Origin of the sequence: Teichococcus deserti (assembly GCF_001982615.1) — a bacterium.
In the GTDB taxonomy this organism is placed as follows: Bacteria; Pseudomonadota; Alphaproteobacteria; order Acetobacterales; family Acetobacteraceae; genus Pseudoroseomonas; species Pseudoroseomonas deserti.
Genome location: NZ_MLCO01000186.1, coordinates 1 through 4,101, shown reverse-complemented (window position 1 = coordinate 4,101; position 4,101 = coordinate 1). Strand labels below are relative to the sequence as shown.

4 protein-coding genes are annotated in these 4,101 nt (G+C 72.2%); 3 read left to right on the top strand and 1 reads right to left on the bottom strand.

Annotated features, from left to right (window positions below; genetic code table 11):
* The 3 genes from BKE38_RS18295 to BKE38_RS30865 form a co-directional block, all read left to right on the top strand.
* The coding region (locus tag BKE38_RS18295) for a FliI/YscN family ATPase (protein ID WP_076958707.1) at window positions 1–935 on the top strand (935 nt) is incomplete at its 5' end.
* On the top strand, window positions 932–1,753 hold the full coding sequence (locus BKE38_RS33655) for a CatB-related O-acetyltransferase (protein WP_076958706.1): 822 nt from the start codon (window positions 932–934) through the stop codon (window positions 1,751–1,753). The genes BKE38_RS18295 and BKE38_RS33655, both read left to right, overlap by 4 nt.
* On the top strand, window positions 1,753–3,642 hold the full coding sequence (locus tag BKE38_RS30865; protein WP_076958705.1) for a hypothetical protein: 1,890 nt from the start codon (window positions 1,753–1,755) through the stop codon (window positions 3,640–3,642). Before BKE38_RS33655 ends, BKE38_RS30865 begins: the two co-directional genes overlap by 1 nt.
* On the opposite strand, the gene BKE38_RS18280 is transcribed toward BKE38_RS30865, so the two are convergent.
* Window positions 3,608–4,101: class I SAM-dependent methyltransferase (locus BKE38_RS18280; protein WP_131829639.1), on the bottom strand; the 494-nt coding region annotated here is incomplete at its 5' end. The genes BKE38_RS30865 and BKE38_RS18280 overlap by 35 nt on opposite strands.

Genomic DNA, 4,101 nt, shown 5'->3' with positions numbered 1-4,101 from the left:
CGCCGCCGGATGCGCTGCGGCGCAAGCTGATCGGCCGGCGGATGGAGACCGGGCTGCGGGCGCTCGACATTTTTGTCCCCGTCTGCCGCGGGCAGCGGCTCGGCATCTTCGCCGCCTCCGGCGTCGGCAAGTCGACGCTGATCGGGATGCTGGCGCGCTTCGTCGAGGCCGATGTCATCGTCGTGGGCCTGGTCGGCGAGCGCGGCCGCGAGGTGCGGGAATTCCTCGACCAGACGCTGGGGGAGGCGGGGCGGGCGCGCTCGGTGGTGGTGGTCTCGACCTCCGACCAGCCGGCGCTGGCGCGGCGCCGCGCCGCCCAGGCGACGCTGGCCGTCGCCGAGCATTTCCGCGCCGAAGGCAAGCAGGTCTTTCTGCTTTTGGATTCGGTCACCCGCCTGGCGCATGCGCAGAGAGAGATCGGGCTGGCGGCGGGGGAGCCGGCGACGGCGCGGTCCTACACGCCCTCGGTCTTCACCGAGCTGCCGGCGCTGCTGGAGCGCGCCGGGCCCGGCGCGGAGGGGGAGGGCGACATCACCGCGATCTTCACCGTCCTGGTCGATGGCGACGACCATGACGAGCCGATCGCCGATGCCGTGCGCGGCATCCTGGACGGGCATATCGTGCTGGACCGGCGGATCGGCGAGCGCGGGCGGTGGCCCGCGATCGACGTGCTGCGCTCGGTGAGCCGCGCCCTGCCGCGCTGCCATTCCGACGAGGAGAATGCGCTGCTGGTGGCAGCCCGCCGGCTGATCGGCAGCTATGCCGACATGGCGGAGATGATCCGCCTTGGCGCCTATCGGGCCGGCAGCGACGCCGAGGTCGATGCGGCGATCCGGCTGCATCCGGCGCTGGACGCGCTGCTGGCCCAGGGCGTCGACGAGCGCAGCAGCAGCGAGGCGGGCTTTTCCCAGTTGTCGGCGCTGCTGCGGTCATGATCCTGGAGCGGAACGCGACGCATTTCCGCTTCCGCGCCAATCGGCTGGTGTTCCAACGGCTGGCCGAGGCGGGGATCTTCTTTCATCGCGAGGAAGGCGTGTTTCCGCCGGACGGGACGGTGATCGGGGCGCCGATCGCGCCGTCCAGCGAACCTTTCGTCGGTTACTACGCCAGCGAATGGATCGGGGCCTTCGGCTTCGGCACCTACTCCAATTCGCGGGTGTGGTCAGCGTCGCCGGTCGGGCGGTACTGCTCGATCGCGGCGGGGCTGCGGGTGATGGACGGGGACCATCCGCTCGACCGGTTTTCGACGCATACCATGACCTATCTGCCGGGCTTTGCGCCGGCGCTGGCTGCTCGTCGTGCCTTGGGCGGCGCGGCGCCGGTGCTGACGCCTTTCGCGCAGAAGCCGCATCCGGTGATCGGCGACGATGTGTGGATCGGGCAGGATGTGATCCTGGCACGAGGGATCACGCTGGGCACCGGCTGTGTCGTGGGGGCGGGGGCGGTGGTGACGCGGGATGTTCCTCCGTATGCCATCGTGGCGGGGGTGCCGGCGCGGGTGCTGCGGTATCGCTTTTCCGAGGCGCTGATCGCCGAGATGCTGCGCGTGCGGTGGTGGCGGTATGCCGCGCCGTCTTTCGCGGCGATCGCGCATCTGCCGCCCGCTGAATTCCTGAAACGGCTCGAAGCCTTGGCGCTGGACCCATACTGCCCTGGTTTGGTCGACGTGCATGGCGTCGTGCTGTCGGCGGCCGAGGAGCAGAAAAAAGAAGGGGGTCTGGGGGAATTCATTCCCCCGGCCTTGCTTCCCTGATGACCTGGCAGGACCTGCCGGATCGCTTCGGCGGCCTGGCTGACGACCGTGCCCGCGGCGATGCGCTGATGGCGGCGGTTTTTGCCGGCGCGCGTCCGGTGGTGGAGATGGAGCCGCTGGCGGCCATTGCCCGGGCCTGGGAGGGGCGGCTGGCGCATGCCGGCTGGGCGCAGGTGGTCGGGCATCTGCAGGGCATGGCGGCGGACGATCAGGGGCTGGTCGCCGCGGCGGCCGGGCTGAGCTTGGTGGAGGGGCGCGCCGCAGCGCTGCGCTGGCTGTTCGGCGTGGCGCTGTCGCCGATGCGGAGGGCGCGGCAGCTGCAGGCGCTGCATGACACGCTGTGGCGCGCGGGGCTGCTGGGGCCGAAGGAGGCGCCGGGCTTCCTGGCCGCCTGCTGCCCGTCGATGGCGGAGCCGGACGAGGCGCGGGCGATCGGCCGGGCGCGGGGGCTGCTGCATCTGCTGGGCTTTGGCGCGCTGCGGCCGATGGCGTTCCACCAGGCGGTGGTCGAGGAGGTGGCGCTGCCGGCGCTGCTGGACGCGGCGGCGGCGGGGCAGCGGGCGCTGGCGGTGGATCTGGAGGCGCAGCTCAGCCTGCACTGGCTGCGGCGGGAGGAAAGCGGGGCGCATCATGCGCGCTGGATCGGGCGCTGGGCGCCGGCGCTGGCCGCCTGCGGGCGGGCGCAGGCGCTGGCGCCGCTGCCGCCTGTCGCCGTTGCGGGCCGGCCGGCCGTGGCGGTCGTGGCGCATCAGGCGAACAGCCTGGCGCATGTGCAGGCGATGCTGACCATGCTGGAGGCCTGCGCCCGGTTGCCGTCGCGCTTTTCCTACAGCGTGCATTTCCTGCAGGGACGGGACGAGGCGGTGTTCGCCCGGCTGCGTGCCGCGGGCGTCACTGTGGTGGCACATCAGTTTCCGGTGGATGCGCCGCTGGCCGATATGATCGACGTGCTGGCGATGCGTCTGCGGCAGGCGCGGGTGGCCGGGGTGGTGTGGCTGTGCTCGCCGATCGGGCTGGCCTATGCCTTCGGCCGCAGGCTGGCGCCGGTGCAGGTGTGGTGGTCGCTGAAGTTCCATGCGGCCGCAGCGCCGGATGCCGATCTGCGGCTGGGCGGCTTCTCCGGCCAGGGCGAGGCGGTGCTGGTCGAGGGCATTGCCTGGCGCAACCTGCCGGGCAGCATCGACCCGCAGATCCCGGCCGATGCCGCCGAGCAAAGGGCGGCGCTGCGCGCGCGCTTTGGCGGGGGGCTGCTGCTGGGCTCGCTGGCGCGGGAGGAGAAGATTGCCGGTCCGCTGTTCCAGGATGCCATCATCGCCATCCTGCGGCAGCTGCCGGGCGCGCGGTATCTGTATACCGGGCGGCGGGATCTTCCCGCGTTCCGCGACCGGCTGAACGCTGCCGGTGTCGCGGCGGACTTCGTCGGCTGGGTGGATACCGGGGTCTTCGCCGGGGTGCTGGACCTGTATCTGGACAGCTTTCCGCTGGGCGGCGGGCTGACGGCGATGCAGGCGATGGTTAGCGGGGTGGCGCCGGTCTTCTGGGCGCAGGAGCCTGGGGCGCCGCTGGCCGGGGTGCTGGACAATGCGCTGCACCGGCAGCGTTTCGGCGACGCGGTGCCGGCCGAGGAGCGCGCGGCCCGGGATGCGCTGCTGCGGGATGCCTCCGGCGCCGACCTGCTGCCGCCGCTGCGGTCCGTCGAGGATTATGTCGCGCGGGCGGTGCAGCTCGGGCGGGACCCGGCGCTGCGGCGGGCGGTGGGCGCGGCGGTCGCGCGCTATGCCGAAACCTTCCTGCTGGACCATGCGGCGCCGGCGCGCGCCTTCGAGGCAGCACTGGTCAGCGTCATTCCGGATGTTACTCCGGGCGCCGGAACAGCCCGAACAGCTTGAAGCCCAGCTGCCGCCAGAAGAGATCGGCGGGGCGCAGCGTCGAAAGATCCTCCGGCGCCCAGGGCCCGAGGGCCGCGCGCACGGCTTCCGGCGGATAGGCCAGCAGCCGGTCGAGCTCGGAGATATAGCTTTGCAGCGCCATCGTCTGGAAGCCGGCGCGCTGCAGCAGCCGGGTCAGCGAGGCGGGATCGAAATAGCTCCAATGCCCGGGCGTCACGACGGTGGAGCCGGCGCCCTCCACCTGCACCAGCGGGCTGTCGAAATTCGGCACCTGCAGCGCCAGGATGCCGCCGGGGCGCAGGGTGTCCCGGATCGCGGCCAGGAAATCCAAAGGCCGCTCGATATGCTCGAGCACGTCGAACAGGGTCACCAGCGCGAAGGGCCCTTCCGGCGCATCGCCGGGGAAGAAGCCGCAGCGCACCCCGGGGTGGCGGGCGCGGGCGCGGGCGGCGAAGTCGG